We start from the raw sequence: 16725 nt of genomic DNA, 5'->3' as shown, positions 1-16725 counted from the left end.
CCACCGACGACCGAGCCCCATCCTCCCGTGACGGCGGCGAAGAGAAATGCGCGGGACGGCAAACGCCACACTTCGCCACCCCACGCCACGCCCGTGCTTCTGATGGACTCGGAATGGGCGCGGGCACTGCCAACGTTCGGCCCATAGGGGTTACCCGTGCTCGAGAGCCGGGATGTGATGCGCCAACAGGTACGCACAGTGAAGTGATCGACACATGATGTGATGTGGACCACGGTGTTGCCAGGCGTGCAACGGAAAGGAACGAGCGCTGATGCGCGAGATCCTCGGAAGGCGACGCAGGCTCCTGACCAGGCGGAACTATGGGAGGCCTGAGATGATCAGCGCGGCCCTGACCTTCGCGACGGAATGGAAATGGCCCGTACTCCCGGGCGTCACGGCGGACCCGCGGGGCGGAGCCCGCTGCGGCTGCCCCGACCCCGAGTGCACGGTGCCCGGCGCGCACCCCTTCGACCCCGGCCTCCTTGCGGCCACCACCGACGAGCGCATGGTGCGCTGGTGGTGGACCAACCGGCCCACGGCGCCGATCATCCTGGCCACCGGTGGCACGGCGCCCTGCGCGGTCAGCCTGCCGGCCCCCGCGGCCGCGCGCGCCCTGGCCGCGCTGGACCGCACGGGCATGCGCCTCGGCCCGGTCCTCGCCTCCCGCACCCGCTGGGCCGTGCTCGTCCGGCCGTACTCGATGGAGCAACTGGGCGAGCTGCTGTACGCGAAGGACTTCGTTCCCGGTTCGCTGCGCTTCCACAGCGAGGGCGGCTATGTCGCGCTGCCGCCGTCCCCGACCGGGGCGGGGCAGATCCGATGGGAACGCGCACCACTGCCCGGTTCGGCCGCTCCGTGGGTGCCCGACGTCGAGGCCGTGGTGGACGCCGTGGTCGACGCACTCACTCGTACGGGTGTGAGCGCACCCGAGTTCTGAGGGTGTCGGGCGCGCGCGGAACCGGGCGCCCGGCCCCAGTCGTTATCGTCCCCTCATGAATCTCCGCCTGCTCGCTCTCGCGGCCGTCGTGACGTGCGCGGTGGCGCTGCCGCTTGCCATGGCGTCCGCGGGGCCCGCGGGTGACGACCGCGATGCCAAGGCCGTGACGGTCCCTGGGCGCGGGGACGCCAGGGTGCCGCTGGAGGAGGAGCCCCGCCGTGACGCCGGGGCTCCCGGCGAGGACCCCGCCGCGCCCGGCCATGCCCGCTCCCCCCATCTCCTCGGCCTCGGCCTGGCCACCGCCACCCGCTGCGGCCCCGAAATCACCTCGCCCGACGGCATCGAGGCGCAGACCTGTGTGCTGACGCAGGGCGAGGAGACCTGGGCGCGCACGTACTACCGCAACGCGACCGGCGACGCCCTGGACGCCGTGCTGAGCATGATGGGTCCGGCCGGGCGGACGGTGCAGATGCGCTGCCAGGTGGGTGCCGAGGACGAGCCGGCCAGCTGTGAGACGCCACGGGAGCGGACACAGGGGGAGCCCGGGGCGTATGCGGCGATCGCGGAGTTCGCGGCACGTGGCGGACAGGGGCCGTCCCTGCTGCGCTCGGGAAGCAACTCCGGCGTGTCTACGGACAGTTGACCGACATCATCGGTGCGTGAGCGACTCCGCACATGGAAAGACCCGGTTGCTGGCGACGGGGGATGCACCAGCAACCGGGCTAATGAAACGGTAACAAGAGATCGGCGGTTCGCAAATTCGATCTCCCGTTTTCCTTGGCCTTTCGGACACCGACTGGCTTGTCAGCAGCGGGAGTTGCGCCTGAAGGCACCCGTTCCGAGGGAGCCTGTTCGGCTGACCGACCGGTCAGCCGAACGTCGGTGAGAAGGCTCTGCGTCAGCTGAGCGTGACCTGCCGGTTGGTCAGGCCGCCGCGCGCACGTCGCTCGTCCGCGGTGAGCGGCGCGTCCGAGGCCAGGGCGGCCGCGAGCCGCTCGGCGAACTCGGCCGCGGGCTTCTCGACGTCCTCGGCGGTGACACCGCTCGGCAGGTCCCACACGGGCACGGTCAGGCCGTGCGCCCGGAAGGAACCGACGAGCCGCGTGCCCTCACCGAGGCTGGACCGGCCCGCCGCGTGCAGCCGCGCGAGGGCGTCCAGAAGCTGCTCCTCCGGGTGCGGCATGACCCAGCGCAGGTGGTTCTTCTCCGGGGTCTCACACCAGTACGCCGAGTCGACGCCCTGGAGCTTGACCGTCGGGATGGCGGCGGCGTTGGCCCGCTCCAGCGAGGCGGTCACGTCCGGCGTGGCGTTCTCCGGATCCGGCACCCAGAACTCGAAACCGGGGTGCACGACCGGCTCGAACGGCGCCTTCGGGTCGAGCAGATCCTGCAGACGGGGCCCGTCGGCGGGGGCGCGGCGGCCCTTCACCGGCGTGCCGGGCTGTGCCTCGAGCGCGCGCGTCAGGGTGTCGGCGAGGTCGCGGCTGATGTCGCCGGACGCCGTGTCGTTCTGCAGGCCGAGCAGGACCGAGCCGTCGTCGCGGCGCAGCGCCGGCCAGGCCATCGGCAGCACCGTGGCGAGCGTGACCGAGGGGACGCCCTCGGGGAGGCCGGCCTTGAGGGTCAGTCCGGCGGTGGCCGCCGGAACCAGCTCGCGCAGGGCGACCCAGTCGCACTCGCCGGGCAGGCCCTCGAACGGGCGGTGCACCAGCTCGGTCGCGGCCTGGGCGGCGGCCCGGCCGTGGCACGCCTTGTAACGGCGCCCGCTGCCGCAAGGACAGGGCTCACGGGCACCGACGACCGGGATCTCTCCATCCGTGAGCTGCGGGCGCGTGGCCTTCGTCTGAGGTCGCTTCTTGGCCATGGTGGGTGTCTCCCGGTTACGGCTCTTCTCGTACGTCGGGAGCCTAGCCGTTTGTGCGCGGGGTGACGGGATCCTGTGGATGAGCGGGGCGTTGTGGACAACCGGGGCCCGGCTTTTGAGCTCGGGCGTCATCAGGGCCGGGCGCCGAACTCAGGCGCCACCAGCGCCGGGCATCGAGCCCGGGCGTGTTCGAGTCCCGTTGTCGCGCTTGGCGGTCCTCGAGGCCGGGGACGGCTGAGTCCGGGCTCCCCGAGCCGACGCATCCCGCGCCCGTCTCGGCCTCCTGGAGTCCGGGCGTCGCGCGCCCGTCTCGGCCTCCTGGAGTCCGGGCGTCGCGCGCCGTCTCGGCCTCCTGGAGTCCGGGCGTCGCGCGCCGTCTCGGCCTCCCGGACGCGCCCCCCGCCGAGACCTCAGTCCAGATCCTCGAACGCGTCCGCGAAATCCAGATCGGTGATGGCGGACACCGGCGGGGCAGTTACACGCGTAGCGAAATCGTCGCGGCGGTGCCCCGCACCTGGATCGTGTACGCCGTCATGGACCACCACCCACACGGTGACCTCGCCCTGGGTGTCGTCCCGTACGCCCCAGTCGTCGGCCAGTGCCGTGATGATGTTGAGCCCGCGGCCGCCGTGCGCGGTGACCGAGGGTGTCGCCGGGGCCGGACGTGTCGGCCCGCCGCCGTCCGTCACCTCGACCAGCAGCCTGCCGTCCGTGTCCACGCGCCATGCCGCCCGGACGTCACCGTCCCCGGCCAGGGCGTCGCCCAGCGGCCGGCCGTGCTTGCACGCGTTGCTCAGAAGTTCGGAAAGTATCAGTACGGCATCGTCGATGACCGACTCCGCGACACCGCCGTTGCGCAACTGATCGCGCATCCGGTGTCGCGCCTTGCCCACGCCCGCAGGGCCATGGGGTACGGCCATGCTTGACGACGTGGGCACCTCCTGTGCCACCACCAACGCCACCCCCGAGACCTCCTTCGCCCCACGCCACGGTGTGGATGCCCCATTGGCCTGTACCGGAAACCGGCCAACCCACGTCCGGCGACGCATTCGCAACGATCGAACACGGAACGAACGCGCCGGAGCACTCCCTGTAATGGACCTGTCAGTGCATGGCCGGATTTCGACGGTGTGGCCGAGATCGGAGAATGGTGCAGGCGGGCCCGGAGGTCAAGCTTCGTTTCATGGCTCAGCGACCCAGCTGGTCGAGAACCGCGCGCGGGCGGTTGGTGATGATGGCGTCGATGCCCAGGTCGACGCAGAGATTCACGTCCTCGGGCTCGTTCACCGTCCACACGTGTACCTGGTGGCCGGCCCGCTTCAGGCGCTGGACGTACGTCGGATGATTGCGCACGATCCGCATCGAGGGGCCCGCGATCCGGACACCCGCGGGCAGCCGTCCGTCACGCAGACGGGGCGAGACGAACTGCATCAGATACACGACCGGCAACGTCGGCGAGGCGGCACGGACGCGGTGCAGGGAGCGCGCCGAGAAACTCATGACCCGTACCGAGGACTCCCCGGGAGCGGCCGGAGCGTCCAGACCGAAGCGCTTCAGGAGCGTCAGCAGCCGCTCCTCCACCTGCCCGGCCCAACGTGTGGGGTGTTTCGTCTCGATGGCCAGCTCCACCCGCCGCCCGGCGTCCGCGACGAGGCCGAGCAGCCGCTCCAGGGTGAGTACGGAGGTCTCCGCCGGGTCCTCCGGCCGGTGCACCCAGTCGGGCTCCTCGTCCCGGTGGTGCAGTGACCCGCGGTACTTCCAGGAGCCGAAGTCCAGGGTGGCGAGATCGGCGAGCTCCAGGGCGGAGACCGCGCCGCGGCCGTTGGACGTACGGTTGATGCGACGGTCGTGGACGCACACCAGGTGTCCGTCGGCTGTCAGCCGCACATCGCACTCCAGGGCGTCCGCGCCGTCCTCGATCGCCTTCTTGTAGGCGGCGAGGGTGTGCTCGGGGGCGTCCTCGGAGGCCCCGCGGTGGGCGACGACCTGGGGCTTGGGCTGTCGTGCGTGGGTCACCCGCGTCATGGTGCCATCGGCCCTGGGTAGCCGTGAGGGCGGAGGCAATTTGGCCGCGGTCGGAATGCGGCCTTTTGACCGGACTGCTCCCATATAAAGGTAAGTCGAACACCCACAGCAACCGCTTATGGTGCCCTGACGGCCTGTGGGAAAAGCTGACGGCATACAAACTCACAAGCGAGCAGAGAAACAGTCGCATCGCGCCTGACCAACAGCAGTTGACCGAGGAGAAGAGCTGTGAGCACCGAGAACGAGGGCACTGCGGTACCCCCGGCCCCGTCTGCACCTCCCGTGCCGGTGGACATTCCCGCAGCCTCCCCGCAGCACCCCGCGCACGCCCCCGCCTACGCGCCCACCGACGACGACCCGACGGCGCAGATGCCGGTCACGCCCCCGGGCGCGCCCGGCACCCCGGGCGCCCCGGGGCAGCCGCCGCACGCACCCGGCGCGCCGGCGTACGCGGCGGCGAACTCCCAGGGCGGCTCCCCGGGTGCTGCCCCCGAGGGCGGCTGGCCGCCCCCGCCGCCCCCGCACGCGTACCCGGAGCCGGGCGCGGGCGGTCCGGGCGACGGATCCGGCTGGGGGACGTCGTACGCACAGCCCGCGCCGAAGCCCGGCGGCCGGCGCGGTGGCCTGCTGGCCGCGGTCCTGGGGGCCGCACTGGTCGCGGGCGGCCTGGGCGGTGGCATCGGCTACACGCTGGCCAAGGGCGACGACACCAGCTCCACCACCGTCTCCGCCTCCGACAGCGGCGGTGACCTCAAGCGCGACGCCGGTACGGTCGCCGCGGTGACGGCCAAGGCGCTGCCGAGCACGGTCACCATCGAGGCCGAGAGCAGCAGCGGCGAAGGCGGCACGGGCACGGGCTTCGTCTTCGACACCGAGGGCCACATCGTCACCAACAACCATGTGGTCGCCGAAGCGGTGGACGGCGGCAAGCTGTCGGCCACGTTCCCGAACGGCAAGAAGTACGACGCCGAGGTCGTCGGCAACGCACAGGGCTACGACGTGGCGGTGATCAAGCTCAAGAACGCCCCCTCCGGCCTGAAGCCGCTCACCCTGGGCAACTCCGACCAGGTGGCCGTCGGTGACTCGACCATCGCCATCGGCGCCCCCTTCGGTCTGTCGAACACGGTCACGACCGGCATCATCAGCGCCAAGAACCGCCCGGTGGCCTCCAGCGACGGCACCGGCAGCCAGGCGTCGTACATGAGCGCGCTGCAGACCGACGCCTCGATCAACCCCGGCAACTCCGGCGGCCCGCTGCTGGACGCCAAGGGCAATGTCATCGGCATCAACTCCGCGATCCAGTCCAGCAGCAACGGCGGCTTCGGCACCGGCCAGTCCGGCTCCATCGGCCTGGGCTTCGCCATCCCGATCAACCAGGCGAAGTACGTCGCCCAGGAGCTGATCAAGACGGGCAAGCCGGTGTACGCCAAGATCGGCGCGTCCGTCTCCCTGGAGGACACCAGCGGCGGCGCGAAGATCACCGACACGGGCGCGGGTGGCACGGACCCGGTCGAGGCGGGCGGCCCCGCCGACAAGGCCGGCCTGAAGCCCGGCGACGTCATCACCAAGCTCGACGAGACGGTGATCGACAGCGGCCCGACCCTGATCGGCGAGATCTGGACCCACAAGCCCGGCGACAAGGTCACGATCACCTACGAACGAGGCGGCAAGACCGACACGGTCGAGGTCACCTTGGGCTCCCGCGTCGGCGACAGCTGATCCGCTGCGCGCTTGTCGACCGACCTATAAGGGGTGCCCCCTCATCGGGGGCGCCCCTTGTGTATTGGCCCATCGCGTCCTCATCTCCCGCTCCGGGGGCAACGATCGGTGACGGTCATCACGCCGAACCAGGCGCCCGGCGCCGTCACCGCGACCAGCGGGCGGTGTGGCGAGGGTAAAGGTGTGCGCCGGCACCGTCGGACATCGATCGTGTCGCCGTGGCGAAACACTCGATCGCAGCCGGTGCCCTGGTGACGATCGCCGTCTGTGCGGTGGCCGCCACGGTGGACGTGGAGTGCGGGATCGCCCTCAGTTCCGCCCTGCCGTGGCTCACGGCCGCGATCACTGGCGTCCACGCCGTCCGGGAAGCCCTGCGCTCCCACGGCTGACGACAGCGTACGGCTGCCCATGCCTCGCTCGGCCGCGCATGGAGCCGACGCGACCCGCCCAGGCAGGCGCGCGACGAGGGACGGCGGACGTCCTCCGCCCCACAGCCCCCGGGAACCGGCCGCTCCCGGTACGGTGACCCGCTCCGCCCCTGGTGGGCGGCGCGAAGGTGGGTTGCCCGAGCGGCCTAAGGGAACGGTCTTGAAAACCGTAGGGACGTGAAAGCGTTCCCGTGGGTTCGGATGCCGGCCTGAGAACCACGCACGCCCCTGAGTGGTGCCCTGCCGCACCGCCCGAGGGACCACTTCCTCGCCAGGCGATACGGAGCCGGGCGGGCGACGATGGAAGGGAACAGACCCGCTTCCGTTGTTTCCGGAAGGGTGAGCTGATATGGCATCCTCCCCCGATTCGCACACCGGCACCGCGCATCCCTACGGCACCGAGCCACGTGACACCTCCCTCGACAGAAGTCTGGCGGCCTTGGCGAACACGGGCTGGCAGATCCTTCTCACCACCGGCCTGGCCTCCATCGCCCTCGGCGTCGTGGTCCTCGCCTGGCCCGAGGAGACGCTGAAGGTCGTCGGCATACTCTTCGGCGTCTACCTGCTGGTCATCGGTGTCTTCCAGCTGGCAGCCGCCTTCGGCACGCACATTCCCGGGCATCTTCGAGCGTTGCACTTCCTCACGGGTGCGCTCTCCGTCCTGCTCGGGCTGATCTGCTTCCGCGGCACGATGCAGTCGATCCTGCTACTCGCCCTGTGGATCGGCTTCAGCTGGCTGCTGCGCGGCACCATGGTGACGGCCACGGCGGCCACCACCCCGGCCACGCCGGCGCGCGGCTGGATGCTCTTCACCGGGATCGTCGGCATGCTGGCGGGCATCGTGCTGATCGTCTCGCCGTTCACCTCGATCGGCGCGCTCACCCTGGTAGTGGGCGTCATGGCCATCGTCCTCGGCGTGGTCGAGGTGTTCCACGCCATCAGGATGCGCATCGAAGTCGGTCATCTCGCTCCCGGGGGCACTGCCAAGCGGCGGCCTGCGTTCCGCTCCCAACCGCACCCCCAGCACTGATCTCGGCTGGAGACTCCGGCCGTCCCGCTGCCGCAGGCGTCCGCCGTGCCGGACAGACGTCTGCGGCGGACACATCTGTCCGGCTGCCCGCAGCGCACGGAGGCGCCTGGCCGGTGCTCCTCAGTGACGCCGCCACGTCTCAGGAGGCAGCGATGCCCTACGTCGGCCGGTGGTCGTAGACCGCCCAGAACGGTGAGAGTGGGTGTGCCAATGGCTGTTGGTCGGATGGGTGCCCGGGTGGTGATCGTGACGAACCCACGCTCGGGCGGCGGCAAGACCGCTCGTTACAGCCTGGTGCAGCGGGCCGAGGACATGGGAGCGCAGGTCTGGATGACCAGCGCGGAACGGGACGCGGCGTCGCTTGCGAGAAGGGCAGTCCGGGAGGGGGCGCAGCTGTTGGGGGTGGCGGGCGGCGACGGCACCGTGTCGGCGGTCGCCGCGGTGGCCGCGGACGAGGGCCGACCACTGGTCGTGGCCCCGGCGGGCACCCGGAACCATTTCGCCCGGGACCTCGGCCTCGACCTCCGGGATCCGGGGCGGGCACTGGACGCCCTGATCGAAGGTGAGGCGATGCAGGTCGACCTGGGGGTGCTCGGCTCGCGTGTCTTCGTCAACAACGTCTCTTTCGGCATGTACGCCGACGCCCTGCTGGAGCCCGGGTATCGGGAGGACAAGCCGCGCGCGTTCGCCACGGTGGCCCCCGACTATCTCAAGGGCAAGCAGTGGGTTGAGGCCCGTGTGGACACCCCGTGGGGGACCGTCGAGTACCCGCAGGTGGTACTGATCTCCAACAACCCCTACCACCTGGCCACACCGCGCTGGCTGGGGCGTCGCTTCTCCCTCGCCACGGGAGAGCTGGGCGCCATCGTCCTCAAGCGCCCGGCACAGGCGCCCCCGGACCTCCTGCGGCACCTGCGCGACGAACTGCGGCTCCGCAAGCGTGATGTGAGCCCGTCAGATGATGGGGTGGTCGTCTGGTCGGCTCCCGGCATCACGCTGCACGGTGACGTGCGGCACCTGGAGGCGGGTGTCGACGGCGAAGCGGTGCGGCTCCCTCTCCCCGTCGTTTGCGGAATCCGGCCGGGCGCCCTGCGGGTGCTGCTGCCGAAGGACCGGCCGGGGGTCCCTGGAGCTCCTGCCGCGTCAGCGCGTGGCGAAATCCTTGACAAGCCCGGTCAGGACCGGCCGCGTCCGCGCAGCAGACCACGCAGTCGTGCGGGCAGCGAACGTCCCTCCCTGTGCGGGTAGCGCTGGGCCTCCTCTCCACGCAGATCTTCCGCCACGTCGTACCGCTTCACATACACCCCGAGGAACGCCTGCAACGTGGCCACCACCGGAATGGCGATCAGTGTGCCGGCCACACCGAGCAGCGCGGTGCCCGCGACCACGGAGCCGAAGGCCACCGCCGGATGGATGTCCACCGTCTTGGAGGTGAGTCGCGGCTGGATCAGGTAGTTCTCGAACTGCTGGTACACCACGACGAAGATCAGCACCCACACCGCGTACCAGGGGTCGACGGCGAACGCGACCAGTATGGGCAAGGCCGCGGCCAGATAGGTCCCGATGACCGGGATGAACTGCGAAACCACGCCCACCCACACGGCGAGCGCCGGGGCGTACGGCACGCCCAGCAGGGCCAGCATGACGAAGTGGGCGACCGCGGATATGAGGGCCATCAGCCCGCGGGAGTAGAGGTAGCCGCTCGTCTTGTCCACCGCGATCTCCCAGGCCCGGAGCATCTCCGTCTGCTTGGCCGGAGGCAGCAGCGAGCACAACGCGCGGCGCAGCCGGGGGCCGTCCGCGGCGAAGTAGAACGCGAACAGGAAGATCGTCAGTATCCGGAACAGGCCGCCCAGCACGGAAGCAGAGAAATCGAACACTCCGCCCGCGCTCTTCTGTATGTACGTCCGCAGCCAGCCGGAGCGCGCCAGCCGGCCCTGGATGTCGACCCGTGACAGATCCGTGTGGAACGTCCGGTTGATCCAGCCGATGAGAGAGTCGGCGTACCTCGGGACGTCATCGGCGATGCCGCTTATCTGGCCCGCCAGGAGCGAGCCGAACAACGCGAAGAACCCCGCCGCCACCAGGGCCAGGACGAGGCACACCAGGAGGGTGGCCGTGCCCCGGCGCATCCCCCGGGCCACCATCCGGCTGACCGGCGGCTCGATCCCCAGCGCGAGGCAGGACGCGATCAGAATGCCGACCAACAGACCGGTGAGTCTGTGGAACGCCCAGCTGCCGAGCTGGTAGACGGCGACCAGCGCGAGAGCGAGCACCATGGCACGCGGCAGCCACCGGGGCATCCGGCCGCCACCCGCCGCTTCTGCGGCCCCGGCCTCGGAAGGCGAGGTTCTTTCAGGCGGCTCCGACTCCCGGCCGGGATCCGGCTGCGTCATCCGCGTTCGCAGTGGAGAGGAAGGGCTGCAACTGCCGACAGGGCGGCCTTGACCTCACCTGGGGGCGGGTGCACCGCCCGAACCGCTTGCCTGAAGAGCTCGCGCACAGGTGAACGGCAGAGCGCGGCTACTACTCGCCCGCCACCGGGCCCCGGCACGCGAGCATGCATGTGCGACGGATGCGGCACCGGCAGGGGCGCCCGGGCGCCCGACCGGGCACAGAACAACGTTCCACGCAGAGCGGGCGGTTCGGGAGGAATCTCGACTTCGTCCGGCCTGTTGACCCTCACCCTTCCTGTGTAACCTCTGCCGCGTTCCCGCGCATGTCCGCGCTGTCAGGAGCGGGCCGACCTGCAGCTTCCGTGCGAGTAGCAGCCCCTTGTCGGATATGTTCGAATTGATGTAAGTCCTCCTTTTGTTGCAATCGGAAGGGTCGGGCCATGTCGGAGATGACTGACCGCATCAACCAACTGACGGATTGGTCGAGGCAGGCACAGCAGCAGGTGGAAAGTGCCATCGCCAAGAACCAGGAGGAGCTGTCGGTCGCGATCGAACAGGTTCAGCGGGAGACGGAAGAGCGGGCAGAGCAACTCCGTCGGGAAGCGGCCGAACAGAAGGCCGCTGACGCCGCGTCACTGGAAGAGGCCAGGAACAAGTGGCAGGAGCACGTGGCGAAGGTCAAGAGCCGTATCCATGAGCAGAAGAGTGAGGATGACCTGACGCGTGCCGAGCTCAGGGCGGAGGACGCGGAGGGATACGCGTCGATGGCGATCGACTTCGCCGGATCCGCGATCCTGGAGGCGGAATCCGCTGCGCTGGAGGCATTGCGGGCCCGTGCGGAGGCCGAAGCTTTGGCCAGCAGGTAGGAACCCATGTCGGAGAAACGGCCTGCCTCAACCGACGCTCACCCCGGGGTCGGCAGAGAGCCTGCTGCATATGAGTCCCGCTCACCCTCCACATCGGTGAGCGGGACAGCTCGTGCTCTTCCGGGCGTCAGTCAGTGGCTTCCAACGCGCGTTCGATCTGTTGGTTCGCACGCGCCTGATTGCGGTGGATGGCCTTGGCGTAGAAGCGGAACAGGACCGCGATGCTGTGGCATGCCCGTCGTGCCACCTCAGCCGGGGTGACGCCGGACTCCAGCCAGAGTGAGACGCCCGCGTGGCGCAGGGAGTACGGCACGTCAGCCAGCGGCGAGGATGCCCCCGACTCCGTGAGCACCGCGAGCCGGGCCGCCTTCCACACCTCTCCGTACTCCTTGGACAGGAGGTGGCCGCCCTGTGCGGCACGGAACAGCCGGCCATCCTCGGCGGTGCCGAACTTCCTGATGTGCTCGCGGACCAGGCGCACCAGGACGGGCGGGACCGGAACGGGCAGGGTCGCCTTGCGAGCCCGCTTCTTCAGGCCGCGCGTACCAAACGACTCGCCTGTGTCGGTCCAGCCGGAGCCGACTCGCGGCATGCTCGTCGACAACAGGACTTCGCCCCAGCCGTCTTCCGAAGAGTGAAGTCGTCCTCACGGAGACTGGCGGCCTCCCCGGGGCGGTTGGCCGCGTAGTAAAGGCAGCCGAAGAACGCCATCAGGTGTCGTCCGCGTGCGCCCTGCTCACCGACGGCGTCAATCAGCGACTTCGCCAGCTTTGGCCCTGGGACGAACCGGAAGCCGATCTCGTCGTCAGTCTCGGGCGGGGTCCAGTCGACCTTGTCCAGGGGCAGAACCGTCAGCAGCTCCCTTTCCACGGCGTACCGGCGACAGTTGCTGAAGACCGTCCGCTTGCGGTTCACCGTGTTCTCGGCAGCGGCTGGTGCCGTCCTGCTCCAGTAGATGGGCAGGACTTCGCCGCAGAGCGGCGGGTGTGCGTTCAGCGGTAGAGCTCCGGTTGGTGGTGAGCCCGCCCCCGCGCCGGGGGGAACCGGGAAAGACGCGGGGGCGGAGGTCATCGGGGCGCGGGGACGGGGCTTGCGGGGGTGCCGGGCGGCGTGTGGGCAGCGGATACACCCGGAGGGAGTACCGGGCGTCGTAGTCGGGTGAGGCGCCGGCGGTCCAGAGGGCGGCGAGGCATCGTGCTCCATCCGTCGGGGCTTCTACCCGTGACGGTACCCAGGCCGCATGCCGCGTGTGGAGTTCTGCCGGTCACGAAGTGCCGGGCAAGGGTGCCAGTGGACCCCGTGTGGACCACGGAGCCCGCGCGGCGCACGAGCCCGGTACTCTGTAGCCGTTCCGCCGCTGGTAGGCGGGACGGAGGTGGGTTGCCCGAGCGGCCTAAGGGAACGGTCTTGAAAACCGTCGTGGCGCGAGTCACCGTGGGTTCAAATCCCACACCCACCGCTTGGCAGGTCAGAAGCTTGCAGGTCAGATGGGGTGCCACTCTCCGGAGCGGCACCCCATCTGCGTGACCTTGTCTCACCTCGGCTCGCCGGTTTCCCTGCTCTGACCAGGGTGTGCGGCCAACCTGCGGCCAGGAGTGACCGGAAACGCCCCCGCCCCTCCGGCGGAACTCTCACTGGTCCGCGCTCAGCACGGATACCTCCTCGGGACGCATCGCCGCATAGCGGATGCAGGCGGAGAACGCGGCCAAGTGGGCACCGTGTGGACCTTGCGCGCGGGCCGCGTCGAGCAGGGTCCGCGCCGGGCGGGCGTGGCGACGCCGCGTACGTCCAGCCCTCCCCCGCCTTGGGTGTCTCCCAGTGCGCACGGTCCAGAGGCTGCCGGGCAGCAGTTCGTGTTCCACGGCAGGCGCGTTGCGTTCCACCCGTCCCCACGCCCTTGGCCTCTGCCTCCGGTGGGTCCTGGTCGTGGCGGCCCGTGTTGAATCGGGTCGCGCACGACATTGTTCGGCCGGGTGGGGTTCCCGCCGCTCAAGGGGAACCCCACCCGGCCAGGGTGCGCCGCGCCCGTCCCCACGGTGCGGCGCCTTCAGGCCGGTCGTCCAGTCATCCCGGTGGACGGCGGCCTGGGTCTGGGATGAGGCGCCGATACGTACTGCAACGCCCTTTGACCGGGGGCGACTTCCTGTGGCCGGCCCAGCGCCGCAGCGGACGTGTCACGCGGTGAGCTGCTGGCTGATCTTCTCGGCGTGCAGGCGGGCCTGCTCGTGGGCGTTGGCCAAGGAGGCCTCGTGGACCGGGATGAGGTGGGCGAGCGCCGGGACGACAGGAGCCTTGGTCAGGTCGGCGGTGAGGGTGGTGATCTCGAGGCCGAGGTAGGCGGTGTCGCTCAATACGGACTCCAGCGCCGGGACGAGGAAGTCCTTGCCGTGGTTGGGGGTGCCGGGGCCGTAGCCGCCGCCGCGAGCCGAGATCAGCACGGCCGGGCGGCCGGCGGCAGGGGCGTCGCCGGAGGGGTCGATCGTCCGGCCCGGGACGATGATCTGGTCGAGCCAGGCTTTGAACACCGAGGGCATCAGGCGGTTGTACATCGGCACGGTGAAGAGGTAGGCCCTCGCCCCGAGGAACTCCTCGACGAGTTCGTCTTGCACAGCGGCGGCTTCGGCCTGCTCAGCAGTGTGCTGGGAGGGGTCGGTCGATCGGGCGGCCAGGGTCGCCGCGCTCAGATGCGGCACGGGTGAGGCGGCCAGGTCCCGGTGGACGACGTCGCCGGTCCAGGCGCTGCGGAAGGAGTCGGCGACCTGGCGGGAGACCGAAGCGGTACCGAGGGAAGAGGAGTCGATGTGCAACAGGTAGGACATGGAGAACGGTGCCTTTCGCACGGTGTGATGCATGGTGGGCCGCGATTCCTGCGGCGCACCGGGCCATGAGCGGAGCGGACCGGAGCGACGGTCAGTCACGGGCAGCGTGATCGGCGGGCAGCACGCATCCGTCAGGCCCGCAGATCGCCTCGTTGTCCTCGGCCAGGCTCTGGATGACCGGCGGGTGGGCGGCGTCCCACACCTGCTGGAAAACGCGGAGGAGTGTGTCGGTGTCCTGGGCGCCGGAAAGAGTGTGCCGGCCTTCGACAAGGAGGAAGGGCACGCCCTTGGCGCCGAGGGTGGCGGCGCGGCGGACCTCGTCGTGGACCTGCTGCCGGTAACGGCGTTCCAGCAGCGCCTGCCGGGTCTCGTCCCGGTCCAGTCCGAGTTCGTCGCTCAGTTCGAGCAGGGCGTCCACGTCGAACAGCGAGCGGGCCTCACCGAAGTAGGCGCGAAAGCTCAGGTGCCACGCCTCCGCGTGCTTGCCCTGGGTGGTGGCGTGGGCAAGGAACTCGTGGGCCAGTTGGGTGTTGGCGACCGTGTTGTCCAGCACGATGTACGGCTTCAGCCCCTCGCCCTCGGCCAGCACCTCGACCCGGTGGGTGGCCGCTTCGGCCTGAGCGCCGTTCATTCCGTACTTCTGCTTCAGCAGCTGCCGGGTGGGCAGCGCGGGGCTGGTCGGCAGATCGGGGTCCAGCGGGAAAGAGCGATGGATGAGCTCGATGTCGCCGCCATGGGCGAACCGCTCCACCGCCTTGTCGAGACGATGATTGGCCAGACCGCACCACGGGCACGTGAGGTCGGACCAGATTTCCACGTTCATGACGGGCATCTCCGATACATGACGTTCTGGATGTGAGGGTCGGGGTCAGACGCGCCAGGCGATGGACAGCCCGCGCCCCTGCGCGCGGCCGGCTTCGGCGGCGGGGGTCCGCGTGGCCGGGTCCAGGGCGTTCGGACCGATCGCCGCGAGCGAAGCCTCGTCGGGTTCGAGGACCGCGACCTCGGCACCGGCGGCCCGCAGTTCCCGGACGGCCACATCGAGAGGCTTCTCGCTGGGGAAGAGCCCCTTCGCCCCCGTGGGGGCGATCACAAGCACCCGTGACGCGCCAAGGGCGTAGTCGGCGTTCACGCTGGACCGCACGCCACCGTCGACGTACCGGCGCCCGTCGATCGTCACGGCAGGCCAGATGCCTGGTACGGCGCAACTCGCCGCTACCGCGTCGACCAGACTCACCCCTGAGGCGCGGTCGAAGATCCGGGGCTCCCCGGTCTCGGCGTCCACGGTGACGATCCGCAGCGTGTGCGTGGTGGGCCACTCGTGCGACGGCAGACGGGACTCGATCACCGCGCGCCGAGCTGTTTCGGACACGGTCTCTGCTGCCATGGCGAACCTGCCGAGCGCACGCCGCATCCCGGGCAGTGCCCCGTCCGACTGCAGTACGTCGGTGAGGTGCGCGCGATAGTGCGCCAGGTCCACCTTGGCTGCGATCTCGGTGGCCTGCGATGCGGGCTCGGCCTGTCTGGTGTAGAGCTCTTCAAGGGAGAGCCCGCTGCCGAGTTGTGCCGCGACCGTGGCCCCTGCAGAGGTCCCGATGATCAGATCTGCCGAGGCGATGCCCTGTCCGGTCTCATCGAGGCCGGTGAGTAGCCCCGTCATCCAGGCGATCGCTCCTACGCCTCCGCCACCCATGACCATCGCGTCACTCACGTTGTGTCCTTTCCACGATCGCTGCTCCTCCTGCCGGGGGCCACGGAGGCGCCGGATATCCCGTGCCACCGCGGCGGAGCCCGAATGCGGCGCGGCCTGGGCTGCTCGCGACGATCGAGACCTCCGACTAATGTGGACAACCTGTCCACTAATCACGGTACACAGAAATGTACAAGAAGTCCACAAGAGGGGTTGTCCATGACCGAGGACACAGGCGCCCGTCGGGGGCGAGGCCGACGTCCGGCAGCAGAGGTGCGCGCCGGCGTGTTGGCGGCTGCGGGGCGAATCCTGCTGACAGACGGCCTGCGGGCTGTCACGTTCGACCGCGTCGCGACGGACGCGGGATCCAGCAAGATGACTCTCTACAAGTGGTGGCCGTCGCCGGGTGCCCTGGCGGCCGAGGCGTACTTCGCTCAGAGCAACCTCGTACTGGACTTCGCCCACACCGACGATCTGCGCGCGGATCTGCTCGCTCAACTTGGCTCTTTCGTGCGCTGGTTGACCGAAGAGGGGGCGGGGAGGCCCGTGTCCGAGCTCATCGGCGCCGCCCAGATGGATCCGGAGGTCGCACGCGCGTGGACGGAGAGCTATGCCCTGCCCCGCAGCGAACTCGTCCGGGGGCGGCTACGTGCTGCTCAGCAGGATGGTCAGCTGCGTGAGGACGCGGACCTCGACGTCATCATCGATCAACTGTGGGGAGCCTGCTACCACAGGTTGCTCGTGCTGAGGGCCCCACTTGACGACTCGCTCGTCGAGCGCCTGGTCGACCAGGCGCTCAACGGTGCGGCGCCACGGCAAGCGTGACCGGAGCCAGCTCGGTCGGTATCCGGCAGATGCCACACCCGCCGCCGCCCACTGAATCGGCCGCTGACCTGGTGTTCGGGTCGGCGGCCGACGGGCTTCCGGGGCACAGATGGGGCCTGGCTCGTA

At 69.9% G+C, this 16725-nt stretch carries 16 protein-coding genes and 2 tRNA genes; 10 read left to right on the top strand and 8 right to left on the bottom strand.

What is annotated here, in order from left to right; all coding sequences use genetic code 11:
- Positions 1-271: 271 nt before the first annotated feature.
- On the top strand, positions 272-937 hold the full coding sequence (locus ACIHCM_RS04975; RefSeq protein WP_399889202.1) for a bifunctional DNA primase/polymerase: 666 nt from the start codon (positions 272-274) through the stop codon (positions 935-937).
- A 55-nt stretch (positions 938-992) separates the two neighbouring features.
- Positions 993-1580, top strand: coding sequence for a hypothetical protein (locus tag ACIHCM_RS04970; RefSeq protein WP_399889199.1), 588 nt, complete (start codon positions 993-995; stop codon positions 1578-1580).
- Positions 1581-1835: 255 nt separating this feature from the next.
- On the opposite strand, the gene ACIHCM_RS04965 is transcribed toward ACIHCM_RS04970, so the two are convergent.
- The 3 genes from ACIHCM_RS04965 to ACIHCM_RS04955 form a co-directional block, all read right to left on the bottom strand.
- Positions 1836-2801: a DUF5926 family protein gene (locus ACIHCM_RS04965; RefSeq protein WP_399889196.1), complete on the bottom strand. Its 966-nt coding sequence runs from the start codon at positions 2799-2801 to the stop codon at positions 1836-1838.
- Between the two features lie 410 nt (positions 2802-3211).
- Entirely contained in the window at positions 3212-3850 is a 639-nt protein-coding gene (locus ACIHCM_RS04960) for an ATP-binding protein (RefSeq protein WP_399889193.1), read from the bottom strand.
- Between the two features lie 139 nt (positions 3851-3989).
- A complete protein-coding gene (locus ACIHCM_RS04955; RefSeq protein ID WP_399889190.1) occupies positions 3990-4817 on the bottom strand; it encodes a glycerophosphodiester phosphodiesterase in 828 nt (275 codons plus the stop codon).
- A 237-nt stretch (positions 4818-5054) separates the two neighbouring features.
- Here ACIHCM_RS04955 and ACIHCM_RS04950 point away from each other — a divergent pair, with 237 nt between their 5' ends.
- The 5 genes from ACIHCM_RS04950 (at position 5055) to ACIHCM_RS04930 (ending at position 9251) form a co-directional block, all read left to right on the top strand.
- A complete protein-coding gene (locus ACIHCM_RS04950; protein WP_399889187.1) occupies positions 5055-6545 on the top strand; it encodes a S1C family serine protease in 1491 nt (496 codons plus the stop codon).
- Positions 6546-6763: 218 nt separating this feature from the next.
- On the top strand, positions 6764-6934 hold the full coding sequence (locus ACIHCM_RS04945) for a hypothetical protein (protein WP_399889184.1): 171 nt from the start codon (positions 6764-6766) through the stop codon (positions 6932-6934).
- A gap of 174 nt (positions 6935-7108) precedes the next feature.
- Positions 7109-7192: transfer RNA gene (locus tag ACIHCM_RS04940), tRNA-Ser, on the top strand.
- Between the two features lie 130 nt (positions 7193-7322).
- Positions 7323-8003, top strand: a complete 681-nt coding sequence (locus ACIHCM_RS04935) for an HdeD family acid-resistance protein (protein ID WP_399889181.1) — start codon at positions 7323-7325, stop codon at positions 8001-8003.
- Between the two features lie 246 nt (positions 8004-8249).
- Positions 8250-9251 carry a diacylglycerol/lipid kinase family protein gene (locus ACIHCM_RS04930; RefSeq protein WP_399889178.1) on the top strand — a complete coding sequence of 334 codons (1002 nt, stop codon included), beginning with the start codon at positions 8250-8252 and terminating at the stop codon, positions 9249-9251.
- Here ACIHCM_RS04930 and ACIHCM_RS04925 read toward each other — a convergent pair.
- Positions 9179-10306 carry an AI-2E family transporter gene (locus ACIHCM_RS04925; protein ID WP_399889175.1) on the bottom strand — a complete coding sequence of 376 codons (1128 nt, stop codon included), beginning with the start codon at positions 10304-10306 and terminating at the stop codon, positions 9179-9181. The two genes, ACIHCM_RS04930 and ACIHCM_RS04925, sit on opposite strands and share 73 nt — an antisense overlap.
- A gap of 542 nt (positions 10307-10848) precedes the next feature.
- Between ACIHCM_RS04925 and ACIHCM_RS04920 the strand changes: the two genes are divergently transcribed.
- On the top strand, positions 10849-11265 hold the full coding sequence (locus ACIHCM_RS04920) for a hypothetical protein (RefSeq protein WP_399889172.1): 417 nt from the start codon (positions 10849-10851) through the stop codon (positions 11263-11265).
- A 127-nt stretch (positions 11266-11392) separates the two neighbouring features.
- Here ACIHCM_RS04920 and ACIHCM_RS04915 read toward each other — a convergent pair whose 3' ends face one another.
- On the bottom strand, positions 11393-11857 hold the full coding sequence (locus tag ACIHCM_RS04915) for a hypothetical protein (protein ID WP_399889169.1): 465 nt from the start codon (positions 11855-11857) through the stop codon (positions 11393-11395).
- Between the two features lie 782 nt (positions 11858-12639).
- Here ACIHCM_RS04915 and ACIHCM_RS04910 point away from each other — a divergent pair.
- A tRNA-Ser gene (locus tag ACIHCM_RS04910) sits at positions 12640-12724 on the top strand.
- A gap of 715 nt (positions 12725-13439) precedes the next feature.
- Here the strand turns inward: ACIHCM_RS04910 and ACIHCM_RS04905 are convergent.
- From ACIHCM_RS04905 to ACIHCM_RS04895, 3 genes are all read right to left on the bottom strand, one after another.
- Positions 13440-14105, bottom strand: a complete 666-nt coding sequence (locus tag ACIHCM_RS04905) for an FMN-dependent NADH-azoreductase (RefSeq protein WP_399889166.1) — start codon at positions 14103-14105, stop codon at positions 13440-13442.
- Positions 14106-14175: 70 nt separating this feature from the next.
- A complete protein-coding gene (locus ACIHCM_RS04900; protein ID WP_399889163.1) occupies positions 14176-14907 on the bottom strand; it encodes a DsbA family protein in 732 nt (243 codons plus the stop codon).
- A gap of 45 nt (positions 14908-14952) precedes the next feature.
- On the bottom strand, positions 14953-15795 hold the full coding sequence (locus ACIHCM_RS04895) for a patatin-like phospholipase family protein (protein ID WP_399889160.1): 843 nt from the start codon (positions 15793-15795) through the stop codon (positions 14953-14955).
- A 198-nt stretch (positions 15796-15993) separates the two neighbouring features.
- Here ACIHCM_RS04895 and ACIHCM_RS04890 point away from each other — a divergent pair, with 198 nt between their 5' ends.
- Positions 15994-16599, top strand: a complete 606-nt coding sequence (locus ACIHCM_RS04890; protein WP_399889157.1) for a TetR-like C-terminal domain-containing protein — start codon at positions 15994-15996, stop codon at positions 16597-16599.
- Positions 16600-16725: the final 126 nt, after the last annotated feature.

The sequence above is a fragment of the Streptomyces sp. NPDC052023 genome, assembly GCF_044548465.1.
Lineage (GTDB): Bacteria > Actinomycetota > Actinomycetes > Streptomycetales > Streptomycetaceae > Streptomyces.
This window is presented reverse-complemented; position numbering and strand designations above follow the sequence as displayed.